Annotated in this window: 21 protein-coding genes; 1 reads left to right on the top strand and 20 read right to left on the bottom strand. The window is 39.3% G+C overall.

What is annotated here, in order from left to right; translation table 11 throughout:
• Positions 1–205: 205 nt before the first annotated feature.
• The 20 genes from BLP50_RS10660 to BLP50_RS10755 all read right to left on the bottom strand — a co-directional run bounded on the left by BLP50_RS10660 (position 206) and on the right by BLP50_RS10755 (position 22,986).
• Positions 206–1,564 carry an ATP-binding protein gene (locus tag BLP50_RS10660; protein ID WP_090154549.1) on the bottom strand — a complete coding sequence of 453 codons (1,359 nt, stop codon included), beginning with the start codon at positions 1,562–1,564 and terminating at the stop codon, positions 206–208.
• Positions 1,565–1,579: 15 nt separating this feature from the next.
• A complete protein-coding gene (locus tag BLP50_RS10665; RefSeq protein ID WP_242869258.1) occupies positions 1,580–2,302 on the bottom strand; it encodes a LytR/AlgR family response regulator transcription factor in 723 nt (240 codons plus the stop codon).
• Between the two features lie 69 nt (positions 2,303–2,371).
• Positions 2,372–3,388, bottom strand: a complete 1,017-nt coding sequence (locus BLP50_RS10670; protein ID WP_090154553.1) for a hypothetical protein — start codon at positions 3,386–3,388, stop codon at positions 2,372–2,374.
• Positions 3,389–3,602: 214 nt separating this feature from the next.
• Positions 3,603–4,676 (bottom strand): peptide chain release factor 1, encoded by a 1,074-nt coding sequence (prfA, locus tag BLP50_RS10675; protein ID WP_090154555.1) that lies wholly within the window; start codon positions 4,674–4,676, stop codon positions 3,603–3,605.
• 57 nt (positions 4,677–4,733) lie between these two features.
• Positions 4,734–5,564 (bottom strand): peptide chain release factor N(5)-glutamine methyltransferase, encoded by an 831-nt coding sequence (prmC, locus tag BLP50_RS10680; RefSeq protein WP_090154557.1) that lies wholly within the window; start codon positions 5,562–5,564, stop codon positions 4,734–4,736.
• Positions 5,565–6,494, bottom strand: coding sequence for a DUF1385 domain-containing protein (locus tag BLP50_RS10685; RefSeq protein WP_090154560.1), 930 nt, complete (start codon positions 6,492–6,494; stop codon positions 5,565–5,567). It lies immediately after the preceding gene.
• 67 nt (positions 6,495–6,561) lie between these two features.
• Positions 6,562–6,768: a 50S ribosomal protein L31 gene (gene rpmE / locus BLP50_RS10690; RefSeq protein WP_015550865.1), complete on the bottom strand. Its 207-nt coding sequence runs from the start codon at positions 6,766–6,768 to the stop codon at positions 6,562–6,564.
• A 254-nt stretch (positions 6,769–7,022) separates the two neighbouring features.
• The gene (locus tag BLP50_RS10695) at positions 7,023–7,538 is read right to left on the bottom strand and encodes a DUF4364 family protein (protein WP_090154562.1); all 516 of its coding nucleotides are present in this window, start codon (positions 7,536–7,538) and stop codon (positions 7,023–7,025) included.
• 82 nt (positions 7,539–7,620) lie between these two features.
• Positions 7,621–8,772 carry an NAD(P)-dependent malic enzyme gene (locus tag BLP50_RS10700; protein WP_090154564.1) on the bottom strand — a complete coding sequence of 384 codons (1,152 nt, stop codon included), beginning with the start codon at positions 8,770–8,772 and terminating at the stop codon, positions 7,621–7,623.
• Between the two features lie 113 nt (positions 8,773–8,885).
• Positions 8,886–10,328 carry a transcription termination factor Rho gene (gene rho, locus BLP50_RS10705; protein WP_090154566.1) on the bottom strand — a complete coding sequence of 481 codons (1,443 nt, stop codon included), beginning with the start codon at positions 10,326–10,328 and terminating at the stop codon, positions 8,886–8,888.
• Between the two features lie 129 nt (positions 10,329–10,457).
• Positions 10,458–12,395, bottom strand: coding sequence for an EAL domain-containing protein (locus tag BLP50_RS10710; RefSeq protein WP_090154568.1), 1,938 nt, complete (start codon positions 12,393–12,395; stop codon positions 10,458–10,460).
• A 33-nt stretch (positions 12,396–12,428) separates the two neighbouring features.
• Positions 12,429–14,072, bottom strand: a complete 1,644-nt coding sequence (locus BLP50_RS10715; RefSeq protein ID WP_090154570.1) for a putative manganese-dependent inorganic diphosphatase — start codon at positions 14,070–14,072, stop codon at positions 12,429–12,431.
• A gap of 36 nt (positions 14,073–14,108) precedes the next feature.
• Positions 14,109–14,801, bottom strand: a complete 693-nt coding sequence (locus BLP50_RS10720; RefSeq protein ID WP_090154572.1) for a hypothetical protein — start codon at positions 14,799–14,801, stop codon at positions 14,109–14,111.
• Positions 14,802–14,819: 18 nt separating this feature from the next.
• The gene (locus BLP50_RS10725; protein WP_090154574.1) at positions 14,820–16,217 is read right to left on the bottom strand and encodes a glycine--tRNA ligase; all 1,398 of its coding nucleotides are present in this window, start codon (positions 16,215–16,217) and stop codon (positions 14,820–14,822) included.
• A gap of 27 nt (positions 16,218–16,244) precedes the next feature.
• Entirely contained in the window at positions 16,245–17,057 is an 813-nt protein-coding gene (locus tag BLP50_RS10730) for a hypothetical protein (protein WP_090154578.1), read from the bottom strand.
• Positions 17,054–17,779, bottom strand: a complete 726-nt coding sequence (gene recO, locus BLP50_RS10735; protein WP_090154580.1) for a DNA repair protein RecO — start codon at positions 17,777–17,779, stop codon at positions 17,054–17,056. Before recO ends, BLP50_RS10730 begins: the two co-directional genes overlap by 4 nt.
• Before the next feature lie 3 nt (positions 17,780–17,782).
• Complete coding sequence (era, locus tag BLP50_RS10740) at positions 17,783–18,694, bottom strand: GTPase Era (RefSeq protein WP_090154582.1); 912 nt, start codon at positions 18,692–18,694, stop codon at positions 17,783–17,785.
• Positions 18,695–18,747: 53 nt separating this feature from the next.
• Positions 18,748–21,657 (bottom strand): insulinase family protein, encoded by a 2,910-nt coding sequence (locus BLP50_RS10745; protein WP_090154584.1) that lies wholly within the window; start codon positions 21,655–21,657, stop codon positions 18,748–18,750.
• Between the two features lie 35 nt (positions 21,658–21,692).
• Entirely contained in the window at positions 21,693–22,595 is a 903-nt protein-coding gene (locus BLP50_RS10750; protein WP_090154586.1) for a mechanosensitive ion channel family protein, read from the bottom strand.
• A 127-nt stretch (positions 22,596–22,722) separates the two neighbouring features.
• Positions 22,723–22,986 (bottom strand): sulfite exporter TauE/SafE family protein, encoded by a 264-nt coding sequence (locus BLP50_RS10755; RefSeq protein ID WP_090154588.1) that lies wholly within the window; start codon positions 22,984–22,986, stop codon positions 22,723–22,725.
• Positions 22,987–23,256: 270 nt separating this feature from the next.
• Here BLP50_RS10755 and BLP50_RS14600 point away from each other — a divergent pair, with 270 nt between their 5' ends.
• Positions 23,257–25,095 carry a glycoside hydrolase family 11 protein gene (locus tag BLP50_RS14600; protein ID WP_176753758.1) on the top strand — a complete coding sequence of 613 codons (1,839 nt, stop codon included), beginning with the start codon at positions 23,257–23,259 and terminating at the stop codon, positions 25,093–25,095.
• Positions 25,096–25,129 lie beyond the last annotated feature (34 nt).

Raw genomic sequence — 25,129 nt, forward strand, 5'->3', positions numbered from 1 at the left:
GTTACTATTCACAGTTATAAATATTTAAAGATTAATTCTCGTCATGCTTGCATGTAAGAGAATGATCTTTAAATATTTATAAACTGGAATCAGTGACTCCACCCACATGAATAATGTTAAGTGCGTTAGCACTGAGAAAGAAGTCTGTAAGACTTCCATTATGAATGAGAGTGGAGTCACTGTGAATAGTAACATACAATAGTACTTAAATTTTAGTGCTCAGCAGCACTTTTACTTTAAACCAACCATCTTCGTATGAGCAATTCATTGCTCCGCCGTACTTTTCAGCCACCTGAGCAATGGACTTAAGACCAAATCCATGCTTAACATTATCTTTCTTTGTAGTGCGAGGAAGATTATCCTTTCTAAATCTGCGTTTATTATGACTGGAACGAAGCCTTACATTTTCACTATCTGAACAGTTCTCACATTCCACAATAATAAACTGATTACGTCTTCTAACTGAAAGGGTGATGATTCTCTTTTCCTCATCCTCAAGCTGCTGAGTTGCTTCAATAGCATTATCTAAAACATTTCCAAATAAAGAACAAATATCCTTTACATGTATTTCCCCCAGCAAATCTCCATCCACCATGGCATTTAAAGTGATTTTCTTCTTTTGGCACTGAAGACTCTTGGTGGTAAGAATAACATCTAGGACCTTGTTGCCGGTATTCATAAATGATTCTTGAATAGCTATTGCCTGCTCCATATCCTCAAGAACCTCTGCTCTCTTTGCAGGGTCCCCCTCGTTCTTTAGAGCCATGACATAGTGCTTCATATCATGCATTTCCTTGCGCAAAGCCTCAGAATTATCTACCGCAAGCTTGTACTGCTCATACTGTTTTTGGAAAAGCTGGTTAATCTCATTACTTTCGTTCTTGAGAGTCAACTCATTTCTTCGACCCATCTGAGTCATAAGCATAAGCATTCCTCCGAAGTCAACTAAGGTTCTAACATAGAGCATGTTTTCCGTAGCTGAAAATGGAGTACGCGTATTTACAAAGCTTATATTGGACATAATAAAGGCACCAATGCCTGTAGCCAAAACGCTTATAAGCTCTCTGTTGTTAATATTGATATTTCTATCTGGAGCAATATTCCCTTTTTCAATTCTATAGTAAAGCAGGTATGTCAGTGTAAAAACTAGCATCATGATTAGACAGGAAGAGACAAAACCATCTCGCCCTGCAATAGCCACAAACCATACATAAAGCTGCTTGTATAGGCTGGCGGCAAACTCTGCCAATACAAAGGCGTGGGTGGTAATAACTCCACAATCCTTTGGCTTAATATCTAGCACAAAATAGAGAGAGCCATACATTATTCCAACAGCTCCTATCATAGCTGGAATCCAAAAGCCAAGGGGCAAAAGACCTGCCACAAACTGAAAAAGTGTTATCAAAATCAATGTAAAGGCACATTGAAAAACGAAAACCTTGTCGTGATGATGTCTTTTATAAATATTAAAATAAACAAAAACCGCCAGCCATTCAGCTATAGCGGTAAATAGTCTTGGTGTGTCCTGATAATTGGCAGGATTTAAAAATGTAGAAAAATCCATAGTATTTTACCTCAATTATAAAATGTCCTCGGTAAGAGCGGCCATAAATTCCTTTTTTCTAGCTCTACTAATAGGGAGCACAACCCCAGAGGTAAGTATTACTTCCTCCTTTTGAACTGCCTCCACATAAGACAAATTAATTAGGTATGCATTATGGCACTTGCTAAAACCATGATTGAGAAGCATCTCATCAAATCTCTTCAAAGGACCTGATGTTACATAATCCTGCTCCTTGCAATGAATAATCACATTATTGCGCTGGCTCTCAATGTAATAGATGTTGTCACAATCCAGTTTTATCTGCTTATCATCAACGGATACTTTTACATATACATGCTTTTGTCTTGCCTGAACTCTAACAATAGCCTTGTCAAAAAGCTGCTCAAACTGGGCGTAAGGCACTGGCTTAAGCACATAACCTAAAGCATCCACAGAATATCCCTGAACCGCATACTGGACCGTGGATGTAATAAAAATAATCACTACATCCGGATCCACCTTGCGAATCTTCTCCGCAGCTGCCATTCCATCAAGATGCTTCATCTGAATATCAAGCAAAATAATATCGAATTGACCGCTGTAATCATCTACAAGGTCAATTCCATCTGGCAAATAATGAACGGAAAACTGCTGATTCTTTATGTCACTATACTTATCAATATAGCTCTTAAGCAAATTAGCTTGTTCTAATTCATCTTCTACAATACATACATTAATCATGGTTATAAAATAACTCAAAATTAAATCACGTGCAAGCGAACTTATTGTGTACAAGCTTCACGTTGTAAAGCCTAATAAAGTAAAAAATTATCTGTCAGCTTCTTCTACAGAAATTCCCTTTATTGTCTCAAAAGGAACTTTTACAGAGCTATCAAATTTAAAACCTACTTTTATCTGCCAAACTCCCGATTCCTGAAGAGCCTTTGCCTCATCGATAAGTCCAGGATTGTCTGAGCAATCAATAGTAAGGAAATGGTCAAAATATGCATTGCCATTAGTGTAATCATCTCCAAATGGATACTCTAGCTGAATATAATTCTTGTCCAAATCATAATCTAAAATATCACCATAAACATAATGAGTCTTGCCATCTGCCTCAAGAGACTTAGTTGTCTCAGTCTTCTCAAGAGAAATTACATTGTAACCATCAAAACAGCTATATGGGTCCTTCTTTAAAACAACCTTTACATCAAAAGCGTGATCTGGATCACCTGGCTCAGAAGCTGCTATTTCTTCATACTTAGAATATTTAACAGTAATTTCTACTGTATCATCTTCCTTGTCATATTTATCAACTGTATATGAGTCAATCTCTCCTATGCCAAATCCACTAGAAGCCTGACTCAAATCTACACCATCGTCAAATTCAATGTAGGTTCCTGTAAGCGAATACTGGGCATATTCTACCTGCTCCTTAGACATGATTCCATCAGAGTTCTCTCCAACTTGATTCATATAGTCAAAAGAAAACCAGCTATTCTGAAGATATGAGCTAATAAATGAATCCTTCCAGCTATCATCATCTGCTAGCTTGCTATTATCCCATTTTCCATCATCATAATTTGGATATATAAGATTAGTAAGACCAGCCTTAAGATTCTCACCCATCTCAAACTCATCACCATACTCTACTGGTGATACGCCAAGGGCATCATAATCAAAGAGGGCCTCTTCTTCCTTTTCCTCTTCCTGCTTAGCTTCTTCCTTTGTATCTTCTGTTGTCTCTACAACAGGCTCTACCTCAGCAGGAGCCTCCTCCTCTTTTGCACAACCTGCAAATACCATAGATGAAAGCAATAAAACTGCTACCATTTTCTTTTTCATAAACTGTTCCTCCTATAATAAAAAGTATATTATCCCTATTAATTTTCATTACTCTGTATACCATTTTACACTTTGTTGATGGATTAAGCAAAAATGGGACGGCTGCGTTTCGGGAAGCACGGGAAGACGCAGCCATTAAAGATTTGCCTTCGGCAAATGGGCTGCGTCGTGGTAAATCAAAAATAGCCCCTGCAAAGCAAGGGCTATTTTTAATTTACTTCTCATTCATCTTTGCAAGCTTAGCAGCCTGATCTGCTGCAATTAGTGCATCTAATATTTCCTGGATATCTCCATCCATAATCTTATCAAGCTTGTAAAGTGTAAGGTTGATTCTGTGGTCTGTTACACGTCCCTGTGGGAAGTTGTAAGTACGAATCTTCTCAGCACGATCACCTGTACCAATCTGTGAGCGGCGCTCTGCTGCCTCAGCATCCTGCTGCTTCTGCATCTCTAAATCATAGAGCTTTGCACGAAGGAGTGCGAAAGCCTTCTCTTTATTCTGAAGCTGTGACTTCTCTGTCTGGCTGTAAATAACAATACCTGTAGGATAGTGAGTAAGACGTACAGCTGAATCAGTTGTATTGACACACTGACCACCGTTACCAGAAGCACGCATTACGTCAATACGGATATCCTTCTCTTCAATCTGAACATCAACTTCCTCTGCCTCAGGCATAACTGCTACTGAACATGTAGAAGTCTGAATACGTCCCTGTGACTCTGTCTCAGGAACACGCTGCACACGGTGTACACCTGACTCATACTTAAGGATTGAGTATGCACCAGTTCCCTTAACCATGAACTCGATATTCTTCATACCACCGATGCCTGTCTCATCTGCCTCAAGAAGCTCTACCTTCCATCCACGAGACTCTACATAGTGTACATACATACGGTAAATCTCTGCAGCAAAAAGTGCAGCCTCTTCTCCACCGGCACCTGCTCTGATTTCCACGATAACGTTCTTGTCATCATTAGGGTCCTTAGGAAGAAGTAAAATCTTAAGCTCCTGCTCAAGGCGCTCTACCTCAGCCTGAGATTCCTTTAACTCTTCCTTAGCAAGCTCCTTCATCTCCTCATCAGATTCCATCTCAAGAAGCTCTAAAGAATCCTCAATATTCTGCTTGTGCTGTGCATATTGCTTGTATGCCTCAACGATTGGTGCAAGATCTGACTGCTCCTTCATAAGTGCTCTAAATCTCGCATTATCATTGGCTACATCTGGCTCAGAAAGAAGGTTCATAACCTCCTCGTATCTTAAAACCAAATCTTCTAATCTATCAAACATCTTCTATACCTCCATAAATCGCTAAAGAACTAATATCTAACCAACAAACTAGAAAAGCTACAAATGTCCCTTAACGACACGATTATTTCCAGCCAAATCTCTAATAACCTCTACTTCCTTAAATCCATTATCATTAAACAACTGAGAAACTGACTCTCCTTGATCATATCCAATCTCCACTAGAAGCCAGCCACCTTGATTTAAATAATCATGGGCTTCTTTTGTAATGTTTCTATAGAAAAGTAATCCATCTTCTGTACCATCTAAGGCAAGTCTAGGCTCATGATCCTTAACCTCAGGCTCAAGCTCCTCAATATCCTTGGATGGAATATATGGTGGGTTAGAAACTATACAGTCAAATTTACCTGTAACCGAATCAAACAAATCACTATGGATAAAATCAACTCTATCACCAGCTAGTCTGGCGCCATTGTCTCTTGCAACGGCAAGTGCTTCATCAGAAATATCCACACCTGCTCCAGTAAGCTCTTTTCCTAAAACAACAAGTGAAATAATAACACATCCACTGCCAGTGCACAAATCTAAAATGCGACTACCTTCAGGGATTTCCTTAAGAGTCTGCTCTACAAGAGTCTCAGTGTCCTGACGTGGAATCAAAACATGCTCATTGACTCTAAATGTAAGGCCCATAAAATCCTGCTCTCCAGTAATATGCTGAAGAGGAATATGGCTAGCACGGCGCTTAAGAGCCTCTTGGTATTTGGCATAAGACTCTTCATCCATTGCATCATTTTGCCTCAAAAAATAGTCAGCTCTACTAATGCCTGTTATAAAAGAAAGCAAATACCAGGCATCAATCTTAGCATCACTAATTTTTGCTGATTCAAGCAATAAAACGCCCTCATCTAAAGCCTGCTTAAGTGTCATCTAAAAACACTCCTTGTTCTTCTCAATAAAATCCTGCCAATCAAAGACTGCCTCAACTGAAGCTATACCAACCTCAATCATATCGTCATCCGGCTCCATAACCGTAAGACGCTGCAGCCAAAGTCCTGGCTTTGAAAAAATATCAACAAACTTATTCTCATAACGACCGGCAAGTCTAATGAACTCATAAGAAATACCTGCAATAACAGGAATCAAAAGCAAACGAGCCAAAAGCTTGAGCCACATGTTGTCAAAAGAAATAAACATAAATACAAATACAGAAATAATAAATACAATAAATATAAAGCTAGTACCGCATCTCTTATGGAATCTGGTTGCGCCTCTAACATTATCAACTGTAAGTGGTAGCCCTGCCTCAACACAATTAATGCACTTGTGCTCTGCTCCATGATACATAAATGTACGCTTTATATCTTCCATTCTGGAAATAACAACTATATATCCGATAAAAATAGCAATTCGGATAATGCCCTCCACAAAAGCAATCACTGCATTTGATAGAGAAAAATGATTAAGTCCCATGGCTATGAAATAAGGTAGTGCGAAAAAAATACCAAGTGCAAGGGCAAAGGAAACCACAAGTGTACCACCTATTTCTGCCTTTTCTTTGCGCTCTAACTTTTTAAGCTCCTCTTCAGAAAGCTTTGACTTGTCTACTGGCTCCTCATCATCTTCAAAAAAGCTAGCTGAGTACATAAGAGTGCCTATACCAATAACAAGCGACTCTATAAACGAAACTACACCTCTGATGATTGGAATCTTGTGCCAAATATCATTTATATTTTTTGTATTTTTAACATCTACGACTATTTCCTTGTCTGGCTTTCTGACAGCGACAGCATATTGCTTGCCATTGCGCATCATAACGCCTTCCATAACAGCCTGACCACCTATACCCGAATATTTCATTGCCTCTCCTTAACGTAATAAAGGGCTGAGACAATTCATCTCAACCCTTAAATGTCCATACAAAAGACTACTTTGCGTCAATACCATACTTCTTATTGAACTTATCAATACGTCCACGAGCCTGTGTAGCTTTCTGCTGGCCTGTGTAGAATGGATGGCACTTAGAACAAATTTCTACGTGGATGCTCTCCTTTGTAGAACCTGTTACGAATGTGTTACCGCAGTTGCAAGTAACTGTAGCCTGATAATAATCTGGATGGATACCCTGTCTCATTTAGTTCACCTCTCATTTAATAATGTTTACAATTTCCAACTGTAAGTGTGAGATAAAATCTCGAAAGTACTGTTAAATGCGAGGTCCTCGCATTTCATCCCGATTAACAGCTCTATAACTATAACATGCTCAATGACAAAAATCAAGGGTTTTCTAATCGACAGTTAAATAGAGAATCCTGAATATCTCCTACTGTGGCTAAATGTCACCTATAGAGATATCAGAGATTGTCTATTACTGTCCCATTAAAAACCCTAGGTCATTAGAATGTCCATGATTGACATATACACATCATCTGACTTGACTTTCCAATTGTTACAAAGTGTCTCTGCCTGTTCCTTGGATGCCACATGGAAAGATAAATCCATTGTAGGCACGTCATTTTCAGTAATGCGAAGCTGAACTACATACCCCCCACGGTCAGCCTTGAAATAGGTGGCCTTGTAGGAATTCTCTTCCTTCATAGTTATGGAGTTAGCTTTTAAATATTTATTGATATCCTTGGAGAGGGCTGGAGTTATTTTCTCCTTGAAAAGCTCAAGTGTCTTTTTGCCCTCTTCTGTAATGGAATAAGTTGTGTTGTTGTGATTAGTAGTCGAAACAATAAGTCCGGCATCTTCGTCATCACTAATAGCCTGCTGGGCGGTGAAATAGTCGGTCAAATCTCCCTCTAAAAAGAAATCTGTAATCTGACTATTGCTAAGCGGGAAACCACTTCGTTGAAGTAATTCTAGTATTGTAATCTTGTATATCATGGTTGGTTCAGCCATGGTATCCCCCTCCTTTATAACTAAAAATATATCTAAAAATCAAAGGAGCCAGCCCCTATATAAATTAGCTAAGCTATATCCTTTATTTGCAAGCCTTAATAGCATTGGCAACTGCAACAGCTACTCTTGGATCAAAGGCTTCTGGAAGGATAAAGTCATCTGATAACTGACTGTCTTCTACAAGACCTGCAATAGCATTAGCTGCTGCAAGCTTCATCTCCTCTGTGATAGCTGTAGCTCTGCACTCAAGGGCACCTCTGAAAATACCAGGGAAAGCAACTACGTTGTTAACCTGATTTGGGAAATCAGAACGTCCTGTACCAATGATTCTAGCTCCAGCTTCCTTAGCAAGATCTGGCATAATCTCAGGTGTCGGATTAGCCATAGCAAAAAGAATAGAATCCTTTGCCATAGAAGCTACCATTTCCTTTGAAACAATGCCTGGTGCTGAAACACCAACAAAAATATCAGCTCCAACTAAAGCATCTGCCAAAGTACCTGTCTTGTGAGAAAGATTAGTAACCTTTGTCATCTCCTTCTGCATCCAATTCAAATCTGGATAATCTGGGCCAATAATACCCTGACGGTCGCACATTGTAACATCCTTAAATCCATATCTAAGGAGAAGCTTTGTAATGGCAACACCTGCTGAACCTGCTCCGTTAACAACAACCTTGCAAGTCTCTTTGTCCTTGCCTACAACCTTCAGCGCATTGATGATACCTGCAAGTACAACAATTGCTGTACCGTGCTGATCATCGTGAAATACTGGAATATCTAATTCCTTCTTAAGTCTCTCCTCGATTTCGAAACATCTAGGAGCTGAAATATCCTCAAGATTGATTCCTCCAAATGTAGGTGCAATAGCCTTAACAGCTGCAACAATCTCATCTGGATCCTGAGTATCTAAAACGATAGGGAATGCATTGACACCACCAAACTCTTTAAAAAGTACACACTTGCCTTCCATAACAGGCATTGCTGCAAGTGGACCAATGTTACCAAGACCCAGTACAGCTGAGCCATCAGATACAACCGCTACTGTATTAGCCTTAAGGGTGTAATTGTATGCCTGCTCACTGTCCTCTGCAATTATGCGGCAAGGAGCTGCTACACCTGGTGTATAAGCGATTGATAAATCCTCTCTGTTCTTAACTGGTGCCTTTGAAGTGGTCTCGATTTTTCCGTTCCACTGCTTGTGTAAAAATACTGCTGTTTCGTCAATTGATGCCATGACATTCTCCCTTCTATAAATAACTCAGTTGCATACCTGCCATTATAATTGCCTCTGGCAATGGGCAGTTTAATGTATTAAGAAATCTTCCTAAAGAGCCTTCTTAATAGATTTTATATAACTCTTTTTCTAATAACCATATCAATATACTCATCATTGTTCTTTGTATGAGCGAACATGTTGAGTATGGTCTCTATAGCATCCTCTTTTCGAGCACTGTTGATAGCTCTACGCATGATTTCCATAGCGTCAAGCTCCTTTGGCGAAAGAAGTAAGTTTTCGTTACGTGTGCCCGAACCTGTAATATCAATAGCTGGGAAAATACGCTTTTCTGAAAGCTTTCTGTCAAGGACAAGCTCCATGTTACCAGTTCCCTTAAACTCCTCGAATACTACATCGTCCATCTTTGAACCTGTATCCACAAGAGCTGTAGCAAGAATAGTAAGCGAGCCGCCCTCTCTCATATTTCTGGCAGCACCAAAGAATTTCTTTGGCATGTGAAGTGCTGCAGGGTCAAGACCACCAGAAAGTGTACGGCCAGATGGCTGTACTGTCAGGTTGTAAGCACGGGCAAGTCTTGTAATAGAGTCAAGCAGAATCATAACATCCTGACCATGCTCAACAAGACGTCTTGCTCTTTCAATAACCATCTCAGCAACTCTCTTGTGATGCTCTGGGCTTTCATCAAATGTAGAATAGATAACCTCTACATTTTTGCTATTTCTCATTGTGTCCTTCATATCTGTAACTTCCTCAGGACGCTCATCAATGAGAAGAATGATAAGGTGCATATCTGGATGTGTGTAATTGACAGATGTAGCAACCTCTTTTAAAAGTGTAGTCTTACCAGCCTTAGGCTGAGAAACAATCATTCCACGCTGTCCCTTACCAATTGGGCTCACCAAATCAACGATTCTCATAGCAACAGAACTATGTGGACGCTCGAGACGAATTCTCTCATTTGGGAAAACCGGTGTAAGGTCCTCGAAATTAGGGCGCTTAGTAGCAGCCTCTGGGGAATAATTATTGATAGTATCAATAATCATCAAGGCAGCAAACTTGTCAGTAGGATTGTTAAAGCGCTTCTTTCCTACGATAATATCTCCTGTCTTGAGGTTAAACTTCTTAATCTGTGACTGACTAACATACACATCTTCCGTTCCTGGCATGTAGTTGTCACAACGAATAAATCCAAATCCGTCGCCCATTACTTCAAGAATACCGCGAGCAGGAATAAGTCCATCAGTAGGAAGGTCTGCTGGAATCTCTCCCTTTTCGCTGTTTGAAGCAGGCTTCTCGGCTTTCTCTGCACGCTCAGGTCTCTCCGCAGAACCCTCTGGGCGTCTAGGTCTTCTAGGAGCCGCCCCTCTAGGTGCCTTTTCTTCTTTTTCTGTGTCCGCAGTAGTTGCCTCAGCCTTTGCTGCGTCGATTTCGTCCTGCGCAAGCATAGCTTCGACTAATTCAGCTTTCTTCATAGAGGATGCGCCTTTTATTCCTCTAGCTTTAGCTAAATCACGTAATACGGCAACCGCTAAACTCTCATATTTTTCTCTCATTCATCTCTCCTTAAAAAAATTTAACAACATTTAACATTTTGTGGAATTAAAAGTCGAATCGACTAATGAATTAAACTTTGATGATAAATGCATTATATACTCAAATCTCACTTCTGTAAACAATTAAAATTAGGCTAATCTCTTTGGCTTCTTCTCAAAAAATTCCTGAACAGTCTCTACAGGAACCGGTTTAGCGAAGCGATACCCCTGGATATATTCAAATCCAAGTTTTATAGAAAGCATCTCCTGTTTCTCGCTCTCAACGCCCTCTACAAGCACTACCAATCCATGGTTTTTAAACATATCTACCATGTTCTGAATAAGCTGCATAAGCATCGGATCATCCTCTGATTTGTACAGAAGTGTCTTGTCAAATTTAATAGTTTTAAATGGCAAACTAACAATACGCTCAAGGTTAGAATAACCTGTTCCAAAATCATCCAAATAGAAATGAACTCCCGCATTGTTAAACTCTTCCATGTTGTGTGCAATGGCATCAAACTCATCACTTGTCATAGACTCTGTCATCTCAAGACGAATCTTCTCACATGGAACACCATTGCGCTTAATTATCTCTATAAGCTCATCATGGAGATTGTAATCCATAAACTCAGATAAAGATACATTTACAGATACAGCATCAAAAACATAATAGTCCTGAATCTCATATATCTTTTTACAAACCTTGTTAAGGATGATTCTTGTAAGTGTATGAACACAGCCCACTCTCTCTGCAAGGGGGATGAAAATATCAGGTAAGATTATCTCTCCCTCAACATCAAGCCTCATCAAAGACTCTGCATTTTTATAGCCGCCATTTAATACATCAAAAATCGGCTGAACATAGACTATTACTCTTGGGTCATCAAGATTATCCTTGTTTCTAATGTCGACGATTACTCTTTCAATACGTCTAATTTCCATGCAATCTAAATAATCCTGATGTACAGCCTCGTAGCAATTGCTCTTTTTTAATTTTTCATGCTCGAACAAGAAACCGCTGTAAGAAGACAACACATTCATGTTTTCAATGTTCTCGGCATGGTCAATGACAACCATCTTATACTCTGGTCTATTGGAATATTCCCAGGTCATCATTGTCTCATCAAGACGCTTCTTAACATACTTAATAGTATCCTTGGTCTCGAAATCAGTTATGCGTTCAAAAATAATGGCGTAAGTATAGTCATTAATCTGATACATGTATGCTCTTTTATTTTTAGTCTCAAGAGAATGAATCTCTGTAGACATTTTTGACTTAACCACATCCATAAGCTCTATGTTTTGTACTATCTCAAGCTTTGGAAGTTTAATGTAGATAATTGTACACTGCTTATTCTTAGCCTTCAGGGTACAAAAATGGGATTCAAAGGCAAGCTTGTTCTGGCATCCTGTAACTTCATCAAACAAAATGCTGTGGAAGATTATGTAGCACAGGATAAATGGCAAAACGTATGTAACATTTAAAAATACATACTTGGGATATAGCAATTGAATGCCTAAAAGTCCCAACTCTACCGGAATAAATAGATAGAGATACTTCATTACTATCTTTGGAATAGCCTCTCTATTTGCAACAACTGACACTGTCACAATCAAAAGATTAACTATCGCAAAGATAATGTTGCAATTAAATAGATTGGTAAATACATACCTATCATTAACTATTTTAATGTATGAATCTGTAATATAGACTCCACCTACAAAAACCATATAGGCACCAGCCAAAAATATTATCAATATATTCAGGAAATCACGATTCTCTCTTTGCTTGACACTAAGCAAATGAACGTAAGAAAACAAATGGATAAGTATGCCTAGATATGAAACATAGTAAAGCATTACCACTAGCCTAAAAACTATGCCCTGTAATGAAGTAGAAAAGTCCAGCAGTAAAATGCTGGCCATGTGAAAAACGATATTAACTATAGATAAAAGCTGGCCATAAAATACGACAGAAAACACAGCGGTCTGTCTAGGACGACTAACCACTGTGAGATAAAACACTGCAAGCGCAAATATTAACCCTACTTCTTCTGCCGCAACATTATAGCCATTAAAATTCATAATGTATTTTGCCTCATACTAATAAAATTTTAGCTATTCCTGCAGAGACTCCATAATAGCTGGAATAAGCTGCTTCTTACGCGAAACAACACCCTTTAATACATAACTCTCCGCAGCAACAGGCATTCTAAAAGCATCGGCAATTATTTTGTCAGCCTCCCCGCCAACGAATAGAAGCTCTGTTGTCTCATCAAGAATATCTGTAAGCATAACAAACACAGCATTTAAGTCTGATGAGTTAAGTACAGTATTCATGTAAGCTTGAAGATCGGACTTTATTGAATTTAACTGACTCTTTGATATAGAACTAACCTGAGCCACGCCAAATTTAACATCCTCACTCGAAAATACCTTGTAATCCTGATTGAAAATCTGTTCAGCTGTACGCCCCTTGAAATCACTACCTGCCTCAAACATTGATGTAGCAAGCTCTTCGATTTCTACCCCAGCAATCTCAGCCAACTTAGCACACTGCTTTTCATCAACAGTTGTGCATGTAGGCGATCTGAACATCAAGGTATCTGATAAAATTGCAGAACACAATAATCCTGCAATATGCTTTGGAATCTCAACTCCCCTCTCATCATACATGAGAGAAACAATTGTAGCTGTAGATCCAAGCGGTTGGTTTCTGAAAAGAATTGGAGAAACAGTCTCCAATGAACCAAGTCTATGGTGATCAATAATTTCAAGAACCTCTGCCTGATCAATACCATCAACAGCCTGAGTCTTTTCATTATGATCTACTAAAATCACTCGTTTCTTCTGCATATTTAAGAGAAGACGACGTGATACCATACCAACATAGTGTCTATTCTCATCGAGAATTGGGAAATCTCGGTGACGAACAGTCTTCATAATATCCCTAACGTCATCTACATAGTCATCAAGCTCAAAGCTAATGATGTCCTCTGTCTTCATAAACTGACGTACAGGCATAGACTGGTGAATAAGTCTGGCAACTGTGAAAGTGTCATACTCAGTTGTGATAACAACACACTGATGCTCCTCAGCAAGCTGAGCTACTCTCTCCTCTACGCCACTGCAACCACATACAATAAGGCAGCTGCATCCAGCCTCAATACAAATAATCTGGCGCTCAGGAATGCTACCAACAATAACTAAATCGTCACGATTGATGTCTTCCTTAAGACCTTCTCTGTTGTTTGATGCAATTACTACTGCACCCTTTACAAAATAAGCATGTGGATTACCTGTAACAAGTCTTCCATTCAATGTACCAATGATATTGCTGTACTGTGTACGGGCTCTTGAAAGAATATTGTTGTCATAAACATCCATATAAGAGTAGGCAATATCACCATTGACAATAACGCCCTCAAGCTTTCCAGTCTTTCCAACAACTGGAAGTGTGGCAACGTCTTTATCAAGCATCTTCTCCCAGGCCTTTTTAAGGGAGATATGGCCATCGACACCCTCAAGGCGTCTGTATTCAATATCCATGAGCTGAGCGCCTACATCTGATATAGTCTCTGGCTCATCTACATTAAATCTCTGTAATACATAGCGGGTCTCCTCATTAAGGGAACCTGCCTTTTTAGGAACGTATTCTTCCTCTGAGCTTAAAGTATTCTTTAGGTTAGCATAAGCTATAGCTGCACAAATACTATCGGTATCTGGATTCTTGTGACCGATAACAAAAACCTTATTTGGCATAAAACCTCCATGACTCACTTTTACTCAGGGGGGCTACTAAAAAATACCAAGCGAAAAAATAAATGCTGCTACCGAAACACCCATTGTGAGTAAAAGTAAAATAATAATAACTATTGATAACTTCTTAAGTGAGCCGTAGTGTTCTAAAGCCTGTACTGCCTGTTCTTCGCTATTGTCATGCTCTTTCAGTAAATCCTGAATCAAGCGATAAAGATGAACAGACTCAGAGTGAGTCTTCTCTGAAAGCTCATTCTGAATAGTATCTAAGCCATCTGAGACACTACGTAAAGTGTCCTGAAGATTTCTATTGTGTTCTTCATAGGACTCTTGATTATCGTTCACCTGTCCCTTAATGTCAAGCTCTAATTGATCCATGTTGTTTTTAACAACCTGCATCATTCTATCTACCTGAGTCTCAACATCAGCAACTAAGGTGTCCGCTTCTTCTTGTTTTCTGCTAAGCTCATCCTGAAGCTTAACATTGATTGCTTCCTTTTCTCTTACGAGGGCTTCAAGCTCTGCTGCCTTTTGCTCTTTAGCTGCAATAAGCTGCTGAAGCTGTGTAGCCTTCTCTCTGAAAGCGTCTATCTGTGCGATTAATAAATCCTCGCCATTGTCAACAGCTGGAGCCACAGTAGGAACTGGTTGAACTGGTGGCTCAGCTGGCTTTTCTGTGTTAGAAATCTCGACTTCGTTGTAGTCTACTCCCGCAACATTAACGTTTTCCATAGCATCTCTCCTCCTATACTAAAATTCGAACTTATCTGCAAAGTATGAATCTAAGTCAGCGATTGCGATTCTTTCCTGCTCCATAGAATCACGGTGACGAATTGTAACCATGTGATCCTCTTCAGAATCGAAGTCATATGTAATACAGAATGGTGTACCAATCTCATCCATACGACGATAACGCTTTCCGATTGTTCCTCTGTCATCAAATTCACAATTGTATTTCTTAGAAAGCTCTGTAAATACCTTCTCTGCTCCCTCATTAAGCTTCTTTGAAAGTGGAAGCACACCAATCTTAACTGGTGCAAGTGCTGGATGGAATCTAAGTACTGTACGAATATCGCTCTTTCCATCCTTACCAACTTCTTCCTCATCGTATGCTGCACAAAGGAATGCAAGAACTACACGGTCTGCACCAAGTGATGGCTCAATAACATAAGGAAGATACTTTTCATTGGTCTCATCATCGAAGTATGTAAGATCCTGACCTGAAACATTCTGATGCTGAGTAAGGTCATAATCTGTACGGCTGGCGATTCCCCAAAGCTCACCCCAACCGAATGGGAACAAGAACTCGATATCAGTAGTTCCTGTTGAGTAGAATGAAAGCTCCTCAGGATCATGGTCACGAAGACGCATCTCATCCTCTTTCATGCCAAGGCTGATAAGCCAGTCACGACAGAAGCTTCTCCAGTACTGGAACCACTCATCCTGTGTACCAGGCTTGCAGAAGAACTCAAGCTCCATCTGCTCAAACTCACGAGTACGGAATGTGAAGTTACCAGGTGTAATTTCATTTCTAAATGACTTACCAATCTGTCCAATACCAAATGGTACTTTCTTTCTAGATGTACGCTGTACATTCTTGAAGTTTACGAAAATACCCTGTGCTGTCTCTGGACGAAGGTAAACTGTATTCTTAGCATCCTCAGTAACACCCTGGAAAGTCTTAAACATAAGGTTGAACTCACGGATGTCTGTGAAGTTATGCTTGCCACATGTAGGACATGGAACATTATTGCTATCGATGAATTCCTTCATCTCTTCCTTGCTCCAACCATCAACTGATGACTTAAGCTCGATATTGTTCTCTGCAGCAAAGTCCTCAATAATCTTGTCAGCTCTGAAACGCTCGTGGCACTCTTTACAATCCATAAGTGGATCTGAGAAAGAACCAAGGTGACCAGATGCAATCCATGTTTGTGGATTCATAAGGATGGCACAGTCAACACCAACATTGTATGGGTTCTGCTGAACGAACTTCTGCCACCATGCTTTCTTAACATTGTTCTTAAGCTCAACGCCAAGATTGCCGTAATCCCATGTATTAGCAAGACCACCGTAAATTTCGGAACCTGCGTATACAAAGCCTCTCGCTTTAGCAAGAGCAATAATTTTGTCCATTGTCTTTTCCATAAATTATATTTCCTCTCGTATCTTTATTTATTCTGCTCTGTAAACAATGTATACAAGACTAGTAGAATCATTGTTTCCATCAGCAGGAGAAATCTTAATTGTATTGTTTGAAATCGCCTCAACATTAGCATCAGATACATATTCAATTATACCTGGCACAACAACAGTGACATTTTCATTAACTGCCACTACCCTCTTACCTGCAAAGACTGTATCAGTATCAACTGACTGGCTCTCTGTAAGAGTTGGAGCTGAATCCTTTGTACCCTCATTAAGCATTGAATATTTAGTATTGAAATCATATCCAGCCTCTATTGCACTCTCATATGTGTCATTAAAAGTCTGGTATGAGGTGAATCCACTGTATGTTGCTACATCCTTGTATGTAGTCTTAACGTATGCCTTGTTGTCTGAAACCGATACCTTGTTAAGCTTGATAGAATCGTCTTCATTAGCATCGTTATAGCTAGATATCATATCATTGGTATAGTCTTTTAGGTCTGACTTAGAGTAGACTTCTGTATCAAAATCCACTACCTCCTCAAAAACCACCTTACCATCTTTGTCAAATGTAATAGTAGAGGTCTCCGCCTTTTTACCTACGCCTGAAATAAATCCAAATAATTTTACAATTAATAAAATAATGATTAGTAGGACTGCCACACATCCGCCGCCGAATATAAGTCGGTTGCGCATAACCTGCTTTTGTCTCTTTTTTCTTCGTGCTTCCTTTAACTGCTGTGAAAGTGCCCCTTGCCTGTCAGGTCTTGCGGCAGGTCTTGCGGCTGTACTTCTGCTACGCATACCGGAAGTTTTACCTCCTGGTGTCTTACGTGTCATAAAAATTCCTCACTCTTATATTTATGCGAGATATAGTTTAATCGATAACTCGCTAAAATTCTAGTCAATTCTTCTTCAGTTTCATTATTCAAAACAAAAGTATACAACTTTTCTATCTTAGATGAAACAATGAATTGCATAGCATATAGTGTTGATTGTCCTATTTCTATCCCTGCTTCCATAGAACCGCAATCACTACAGAGCATGCCATGATGTTTTATGGAAAAATATTTAAGGGAATCAGTGCGCCCACAGAGCATACACTGAAATACATTTGGATATTCTCCATTTAATACCCAGGATTTTAAATCGTAAATATTCTTTAGAAGTCTGTTGGAGAATTTGCCAGACTCTAAAGCCTTAAGACTCTGATACAAAAGAGCCAGACGAGCCTTCTCATCTACTCCCTCCACAGAATTATAATCTGCAACTTCTAAAAAATATGAACCAAGACATACCTTTTCGTAGTCTGTAACTAAATCCCTAAAGTAATTGGTAATATTAGCCTTGCTTATATGGTAGGAATTCCTTCCCTCGAAGGCGTCAAATGTTCCAAAGCAAAAAGGTGAACATGCTGCAACAAGCGGGTTGTTCGGTCGCCTTGCCCCCTTAGCAAAGGCTGTCACTCGCCCAGATTCTTTTGTTAGAATCACAAGCCGTTTATCGAATTCACCTACATCGGAGCTTGATAATACAATTCCCGTAATGGTCACAAGTCCCATTTATTAAATGTCCTCTTTTTTATATCCAAAATTCTTCAGCTCGTAGTCGCTATCACGCCAATCCTTTTTGACCTTAACAAAAAGCTTAAGATTGACCTTGGCATCAAGGAGCTTCTCGATTTCGTAACGTGAGTTGGTGCCGATTTTCTTAATCATGGCACCGCCCTTACCTATTATAATTCCCTTGTGAGAATTCTTCTCGCAAATAATAGTCGCCTCAATATCCCACATTGGCTTTTTGCCTGGGCGCTCCTTCATGGTATCAATCGCTATAGCAATTCCATGAGGTACCTCATCATTTAATGCATGAAGAGATTTCTCTCTGATAATCTCTGCTGTGATTTCTCTAAGAGTCTGATTGGTAACAGTCTCCTCGTCGTAAAAAGCTGGTCCCTCTGGAAGGTGCTTAAATATAGTAGAAAGTAAATCGTCGCAACCCTCTCCGTGAAGTGCAGATACAGGTACAACCTCTATAAAATCACATAAATCCTTGAATGCCTGAATAGTTTCTCCTACCTTGGCACCATCAGCCATGTCGATTTTATTGATAACAAGAATAACTGGTGCCTCTGCTGTAGCAAGAAGCTCTGCAATTTTCTTATCACCTGCTCCAACTTTTGTATCAGGCTCGATGAGCCACAAAATCAAATCCACATCATTGATTGTGCTCTTAGCTGCAGTCATCATATACTCGCCAAGCTTATTTTTAGCCTGATGCATGCCAGGTGTATCAAGAAAAACAATCTGACCAACCTCAGAATCTGTATATACAGTCTGTATTCTGTTTCTTGTTGTCTGAGGCTTGTTGCTTGTGATGGCTATCTTCTGCCCAATGATATGATTCATCAATGTGCTCTTGCCCACATTTGGGCGACCTACTATTGTAACGAAACCTGATTTAAAATTATCACTCATTTAAAATCCTCTAATCCGCTGGTTACTCCTACCAGCTCATCAAATAATTATCATTAATATAAACTCTCAATAGAAGTGAATATGTCTCTATTCTCCTCTATTGCATTTTCGTTGCCTACAACACAGATATACTGCTGTGAGATAGCTGCCTCTACAGGCTCAGCCAAGGCTCTAACATCCTCTACAGTAGCATCTAGCACTTCGTTTCTAGTCTTCTGTAAATCCTCATAGGTAATTCCAGAAAGATAACAATTAAGACCACGTAAGCCTCTCTGAGAAGGAGTAAGCGGTGTATCCATACCACTTATGGTACCAATAATATATTTGGTCATGTCTCTATCATCAGCATCAAAATTCTTAAGATAATCGCCTGTCTCCTTAAATACATTTATTGTCTCAAGAAGATTTGGATCTCTGTATGATACAAATACGATATCACCCTGTCGGCTGCAATTCATGCTGCATCCATAGGCGCCGCCCTGGACACGAACCTTTATCCAGAAATAATCATATCCAAGAATAGTATTTAATAATCTGTATGCGCCATTATATTTAAATCCAGCTTTAACAAAATCCCCGGCCATAGCCACATACTGAATCTGTGATGCATCCTTCAAGCCTTCCTTCACCTGATGTGGCTCATACTCATCTTGACCCTCAAATGAAGTCTTGGTCTGTGACAACAGAGGTCTTATATCATTTACAAGAGATCTAGCCTGCTCTAATGACTCAGCCTTTCCAGTAGTAGAAATGATTAACCTTTCCGTGGAGAATATTGTATCGCTAAGTTTATTAAGTTTAGATATAACTTTATCTTTTTTGCTGTCAAAGTTTTCTTCTAAGTCAACCAAGAATCTATAGAACTCCAATCCGCTTGACATATCAGAAATCATAGCTCTCTTGGAAAATCCGCTTCTAGCTCTAGTTGCAGCCACCTGATTGCCCTTTGCGTTAAGGTTGGCTTCTATGTGAGATTTCTCTGCTGTAATAAGCTCACTTAATCTCTTTTCATCCGAGAAAATAGTATGACGAATCATCTCGATAACTAAATCTCTAGCAGCATCCGCTTCATCATATATAAACTTAGAGCGAACCTCAAATGATATCTTGTATTTATCGTGCTCACCGAACACCTCATGTACTGTTGTAGAAGTGGTAATTCCACCAGTGTGGAGATACATCTCATTAGTATAATCAGTGTAAGTATAGTGTTCTGTGTCCATAAGGCCTATAAAGCGCTCTAACAGGGAAACATATGGAATATCTGATAAAGTCACATCACTGATATCAAACACCATATTGAAGTAGTGAATACCATTAGTGCTAACCTTGTGATGTAAAATGGTAGTTCCATTTTCCTCATAAACAGCTAAATCTATCGGACGAGCCTCTCTAGTCAAATCGAATCTGGTAAGCATAGGTATCTTAGCCAAATCCTCTTTTGAGCTAGGTGTCTGCTGATACTCCTTCAAATATGCTGTATGCTCTACAATCTCAGCAATCTCTTCTGCTGTCATAGTAGCCTTTTTAGCTGCAAGCTTTGACTTTAATTCCTCGTCATCCTTTGCTGTAAGCCCCTGCTTTGGACGAAGTGTAACAATTGACTTGTGATTATTTGAAAGCAAATATACATCAGCAATATAATCGAAAAGACCATTCTCAACTCTAGATTTAATTTTATCAAATACCTCTACTGCATGGAGATGTATAAATGGTCTATCCTTGTCATAGAGCCAGCTATCAAGAAGCTGAAGACCTATTATAAGTCCCTTTGGCGCGCTACCAAAATCAAGCTCTCTAGCTCTAAACTGCTCACCATTTATAGATGCATATAGGGTCTTTTTATCGATTCCCTTTTGAATCTCTCGCTTCAATGTAGACTCTATTGTCTCAACGAACTTGTCTTTGTCTTCTTCGTTGGCGCCGCGTGCCACAATAGAAAAATACATCTGTCTCTGAGAAGCTTCAAATGAACACTCAACATCCTCTGCTATATCAGCATCAATAAGTGCCTGATAAAGAGGAGCTCCTGGTGCAGAAACCAGCGCATAATTAAGTACATCAAAAGCTCTGTACATATTAGGATCTAAAACATCACCAATACACACATTGTATGAAAGGAAGGTATTGTTTTCCACATCCTGATCAGCAGCTATTGAATAATCCAGTGTAATATCAACTGGCTTATCAAAAGGCTTCTGCATCTGAATCTCAGAATCAACCTCAAGATAATCATACTTGCAAAGATATTTTTTATCTAAATACTCTAGCATCTCATCTATATCCACATCTCCATAGACGTAAATATAGGAATTGCTAGGATGATAATACTTGCTGTGGAATGCAAGGAAATCCTCATATGTAAGAGATGGGATTACCTTTGGGTCACCACCTGACTCTATAGCATATGTGGTATCAGGGAATAATGAATTGAGAATCTGACGAGAAAGCACATCATCAGGAGAAGAATATGCTCCCTTCATCTCATTATAAACAACACCATTGATGGTCAGCTCGCTGTCAGCATCCTCCATCTCATAGTGCCATCCTTCCTGCTCAAAAATCTCACGATACTTGTAAATGTTTGGATGAAAAACTGCATCCATATACACATCGATAAGATTCATATAGTCAGTGTTATTAGTGCTTGCAATAGGATAAACTGTCTTGTCTGGGTAAGTCATAGCATTTAAAAATGTGTTAAGACTTCCCTTTACAAGCTCAACAAAAGGATCCTTCACTGGATACTTATCAGAACCACACAAAACTGTATGCTCTACAATATGAGCCACACCTGTAGAATCCTTTGGTGGTGTCCTGAATCCAATGTAAAACACCTTGTTAGTATCGTCGTTAGAAATAAAACAAATTCTTGCCTTAGTCTTCTTGTGTTCAAAGATAAAGCCTAGTGAATCAAGCCCCTCTAGCTTCTCTTCTTTTAATAAATCGTATGCCTTGTTCAAAACTCCTGCCCAACCCTATATGGGTCCTTCCTAAATTAATCTTCTTTTTTTATGTGAACATCTAACTGATTAAAGCAGATTTCAATCCCCGCCTTATCAAAACGTTCTTTTATTTGCTCTAGGACTCTCCATTTTGTCTCCCAGTAATACTCTGTCTCGATCCAAAAACGAAGGCCTATCTGAACCGCACTATCTCCTAGCTCTGCTACAAATACCGAGATAGGCTCAGAGGAAATACGGTGGTCCTGCTGTGTAGCAATGTACTCCATTATCTCCTTTGCTCTCTTAATGTCAGAACTATAGCTAATCCCAACAGTCTCATTGAACATTCTTCTAGTCATAGAAGTACAGTTAGTAAGAGATGCTGAAGATAATGTACCATTAGGAATCTGCACCATTCTACCATCAATCATCTTAAGGCTAGTGTAAATGATATTGATTTTTTCTACTCTACCCTCTTGATTAGTAGCATGCTCAATGATGTAATCACCGACTCTAAATGGATGCATTACAAGAATCAAAATGCCACCGGCGAAATTTGAAAGAGCTCCCTGCAGCGCAAGACCGATGGTGACACCAAGTCCTGCCACAGCAGCAGAAATAGATGTGGTAGTAACTCCAAATAATCCAAGAATTATGGTAAGTAAAATAATATATAAAATCCATCTAAGGACTGACTCTAAGAATGTGGCTACACCTGTATCAACATTTCTAATAGTCAAAGCCTTAGCTGTTAGCTTGATAATTCCCTTTATAATCTGAGAACCTATAAAAAATACAACTATAGATAACACAACACACCACAAGAAACTCCAAAACTGTGGAATGAGCTTTTCAATCTGTTGTTGTATAACACCCTTTTGAATATCCTCTACTAATTCATCAGCCGAAATAGTCCCGTTTGTAATATCAGTTGCCAAAAAAATTAAGCTTCTCATATTATTCTCCCGCCTTTTACACTTTGATGCAAATTATACCATATTTCATATATTTTTTTAACACAGTACAGTTGCTTTTAAAGGCCTATTTTTCTCAACAATAGCTAGTCCCATTTAGTTTTATGAGCTAGGCTGACAATAAAAACAGAACTACAAATTTATAAATCAAAAAGCCAGAAGGAACCAGCGCTAATACTGCAGCTATTAAAAGAACAATAACAAGGGTTTTCTTTCTCTTAGACTCACTAAGCTTTTTGCCAGTATTTGCAAGAACAACACTACTAATAATCGCCGTAACTCCAACAGCTATAAGAAAAAGTACCAATCCTACTACAGCTAAAAAAGCTGCAAGCATCAATAAACATACTAACAATACTCCAATAAATGCCATTATTCTTCCCTCTTTTCTCTATATTTACTAGTTGTATTGTACAAGAACATCACTTGTAATCCAAATATATTTTACAGATTCTTTTCATAAATTCGCGTCATGCAACATTTTAATACACGTATGTGGATTAAGCCACTGTTATACCCACAGAATAATTAAAGCACATTTTTTCACTTTTATGGCAAGTTTTATAATGCATAACTATTTCCTTGTTGTTACGATTTTATTATGTGGTTATAAACATTTGTAACATATAGAAGGAGGTTTTTAGTGAAGAAAAAATTAGCAGCGGCGTTGTTGTCTCTTGCCGTTTCTGCCACCACACTTTTTGCACCTATTACTGTTAAGGCAGCTAACACAATTTACAACAACGAGACCGGCAACCAGGATGGTTACGATTATGAATTATGGAAAGATACGGGAAACACAAGCATGACATTGAATGCCGGGGGAACATTCGAATGTTCATGGAGCAATATTAACAATGCTCTTTTCCGTAAAGGTAAGAAATTTGATAGTACAAAAACCTACAAAGAAATAGGAAATATTTCTTTTGATTACGGTTGCGACTATAATCCAAATGGAAATTCTTATCTTTGCGTCTACGGATGGACAGTAGACCCACTAGTTGAATACTACATTGTAGACAGCTGGGGAACATGGCGTCCACCAGGAGGAACTCCAAGAGGACAAATCCAGGTAGACGGTGGTACTTATGATGTATATGTTACTACCCGTGAAAATGCCCCTTCCATCCAGGGCGACACTACATTTACACAGTACTTTAGCGTTCGCACAACAAAGCGAACCAGTGGTACTATAAGCGTTTCAGAGCACTTCAAAGCATGGGAAAATATGGGGTTACCATGCGGAAAGCTTTACGAAGCTGCTCTGAATATCGAAGGCTACCAAAGTAGCGGTACAGCAAATGTTTATAAAAACAATATGACTATCGGAGGCAGTTCTTCTGGCTCAAACAACTCCGGCAACCAGGGTTCAAACCAAGGAAACAACGGAGGCAATAGTAATGCTGGAAACAACCTAGTAACTGTTAACGATTCCGATAAAATTCAATGTGAAAACATGACAAAGAGTGGCCAATATGCAGGAAACATCTCTTCTCCTTTCAGCGGTGTAGCCCTGTACGCCAACAATGACACTGTAAAATTCAACCAGAATTTCACAAGTGGCACTCATGACTTCACACTAAGAGGATGCTCTAACAATGATAATATGGCTAGAGTAGATTTGAAAATCGGCGGTCAATACAAGGGAACATTCTATTATGGCGGCTCATACCCAGCTGAATACACTATTAAAAATGTCAGCCACGGAACAGGCAACCAAACTGTAGAGCTTGTAGTGACAGCAGATGACGGTCAATGGGATGCCTATATTGACTGGCTTGGAATCGGTGGAATCGGCTCACAAGGTGGCACCTCTCCTTCTCCAAATCCAAATCAGGGAAATGGCAATCCTGGCGGCAACAATGGCAACCAGAAGGTAGTGGCCCTCACATTTGATGACGGGCCTAGCAGCACTACCGATCAGGTATTAGATGTACTTCAGCAGTATAATGTTAAGGCTACATTCTTCCTTATTGGCCAGAATGTAAATTCTAATACTATGGCTACTATGCAGCGCCAGGTAAACATGGGATGTGAGCTTGCCAGCCATTCATATACACATGAAGACATGGCTTATATGAGTGCAAATGATGTGAGAAATCAAATCTATTGGACATCATCAGCCATCAACAACACGGTTGGAGTTGAGCCTAAGTTTTTCCGCCCACCATATATTTCAGTGAGCAACACTATGTATCAAAACATAGATGTTCCATTTATCCAGGGAACAATGCACAATGATTGGGAATCAGGAACTTCTTCTTCACAAATCGTGAACTCTGTACTTTCAGGTACAAAGGATGGCGACATTATCCTACTTCACGATTTCCAGGGAAATAGCAAAACAGTTCAGGCTCTCCCACAGATAATAGAAGGTCTTCAGAATCAGGGTTATCAGTTTGTTACAGTTAGCGAATTATTCCAGATAAAAGGTGTTAATCCAAATGTAGAATATAAAATCTGGTCAAACGCTAACCAGTAAAAATTAACCCATTGTTTATAACCACAAAGGCGCC

It is taken from the genome of Pseudobutyrivibrio sp. AR14, assembly GCF_900101325.1.
Taxonomy (GTDB): domain Bacteria; phylum Bacillota; class Clostridia; order Lachnospirales; family Lachnospiraceae; genus Pseudobutyrivibrio.